We start from the raw sequence: 2,205 nt of genomic DNA, 5'->3' as shown, positions 1-2,205 counted from the left end.
GGACGCCGCGCGCAGTGGCCGTCAAGGATGGCCGTCGCGCCGGCCTCTCCCCACGCTCGACGTTTCCAGGCCACGCCTTGACGGCCGCGAGCACGGCGTCATGCTCAAGGGCGAAAGGGCGTCGCTTTAATGGTTGCTACGGTCTGCTCGGGGTTCAACAGGTCGCGCACAAGCGCTTGTCCTGCGGCTGCGGGACCAGCTTTTCAATCCAATCACTCGGGCAATCCGAGCTTGCGGAGATGTTCTGCCATACGGTCGAGGACGGCCGGAGAGAACACCATTGCTTGCTTGAATTTTGAAATTGTCAGATCGGGATAGTAACGCATCAACTCCGCAAAGGCTTGTTTCGCCTCGTCGGCCCGGCCGGCTCCAGACAGACAGGCCGCCAGATTGCGATAGATCCAATGAGCATTTGGCCTTTCCTCGAGGCCGCGCCGGTAGAACGCGGCGGCCTCGCCGTATTCCTGCGCTACTTCATGCGCCGAGCCCAATCCCACAAAATTGTTGAAATTCATCGGATCGATCGGGCTCAGGCGCAGCGCGCGCTCGAAATTGCCGATCGCTTTTTGCGGTTGATCGGAATAGGCCTCGAGCCATCCGAGCCTGCTCCAGGCCCATGCGGCGTTGGGATCGAGCGTGACGGCGCGCTCGAGCAGCACGCGCGCGGTGCCGTAGTTGCGTACAAAGGTATGCACAGCCCCCAGTACCGCCAGAATGACGGAGTCATCGCCGCTCATCTCGGCTGCCCGCTCGGCCAGCGATCGCGCCAGTGCCTGGCTCACCGTAATATCATCCGCCCAATTGTAGACCGAGCGCTGGGCGTGGCACCAACCGGCAAGCGACAAGGCCAGCGGGTAATTGGGATCGATCGCGAGCGCTTGTTCGAGCAGCTCGAGCGCCTTGGCGCTTTCTTCCTTCTCCAGCGCCCAGACATGCGGCAGCGCCCTCATCGTATAGTCGTAGCTGCTGAGATCTTGCGGCCGCTTGCGTCGCGACCGCTCGATCTCGGCGATGCGGATGGAAGGTTGCAGCGCGCCGGCCACCTGCTCGGTTATCCGATCTTCGAGATCGAAGAATTCGTCCATCCCGCCATCGAAGCGCGAGCTCCAGACGTGCGCGCCTCCCTCGGTCTCGATCAGCTGAACGATGATGCGAAGCCGGTTGCCGGCCTTCTGCACGCTGCCCTCGAGCAGATAGGCAACGCCCAGCTCCTTGCCCACATCGCGCGCGTTTGTCGTACGTCCCTTGTAGGTGAACGCTGAGGTGCGTGCGATGACGAAAAACGAGCGGATGCACGAAAGCGCCGCGGTAATGGCCTCGACGATTCCATCGGCGAGATAGTCCTGGCCGGCCTCAGCCGACATGTTGTCGAACGGCAGCACCACGATCGACGGTTTGTCGGGCAGGGTCAGTTCGTGGGTTTTGGAAACTGCAACCGACCCCGCGGCCGGGGCTGCCTCCCCGGCGGGCCGCATTTGCCACGCCTCCATCGGCTCGGCGATATTCTTCAGGCTTTGTTTTCCGATATTTTCGAACGCGGTATCGATCTTGCCGCGAATCTGCCTGTAGGCATCATCGGAGATACAGACGCCGCCCGGTTCGGCGATTCCTTCAAGACGCGCGGCGATGTTGACGCCGTCTCCGAAAATATCGTCGTCATCGATGATAATGTCGCCGACGTGGATGCCAATGCGAAACTCGATCCGGAGTTCAGGCGGCACTTCTCCGCTCCGCTCGGCCATCTGTCGTTGAATTTCGATCGCGCATCGCGCGGCGTCGACAGCACTGGCAAACTCCACCAGCATGCCGTCGCCGGTGGTCTTGACGATGCGACCCCGGTGGGTGGCGATCGACGGATCGACCAGCGTCTTTCGCAGCGCCTTCAACTGCGCAAGCGTGGGTTCCTCGTCGCAGCCCATCAGCCGGCTATAGCCGGCGACGTCCGCCGCCAGCACGGCCGCCAATCGTCGCTGCACGCGTTCGCCGGCCAAAACGCTCCCCTGGATGGTAAAATTATCTCACTTTATCAAAACGTCGGCAGTTGCTGTCCCGCCATTTCCGAACTCCGGCGGATCGTTGTCAACTGTGCGGCATGCGGCAAATTCACTTGGCCCCGCCGATTGCCCGAACACGTTGATCCGGATAGCGTTCGCCGCGATGCTGAACGTTGCCGCTTGCGCAATGTCTCTTGGCAGAGGACGCGAA

At 61.7% G+C, this 2,205-nt stretch carries 2 protein-coding genes; both read right to left on the bottom strand.

What is annotated here, in order from left to right:
• Positions 1-212 precede the first annotated feature (212 nt).
• On the bottom strand, positions 213-1,976 hold the full coding sequence (locus VGP39_RS15845) for an adenylate/guanylate cyclase domain-containing protein (protein ID WP_327569048.1): 1,764 nt from the start codon (positions 1,974-1,976) through the stop codon (positions 213-215).
• A gap of 42 nt (positions 1,977-2,018) precedes the next feature.
• On the bottom strand, positions 2,019-2,205 hold a 187-nt coding region (locus VGP39_RS15840), incomplete at its 5' end, for a hypothetical protein (protein ID WP_327569047.1).

The organism is Bradyrhizobium sp. (assembly GCF_036009065.1).
In the GTDB taxonomy this organism is placed as follows: Bacteria; Pseudomonadota; Alphaproteobacteria; order Rhizobiales; family Xanthobacteraceae; genus Bradyrhizobium.
The sequence above is the reverse complement of the archived record's forward strand: the minus strand, read 5'-3'. Positions and strand labels throughout refer to the sequence as shown.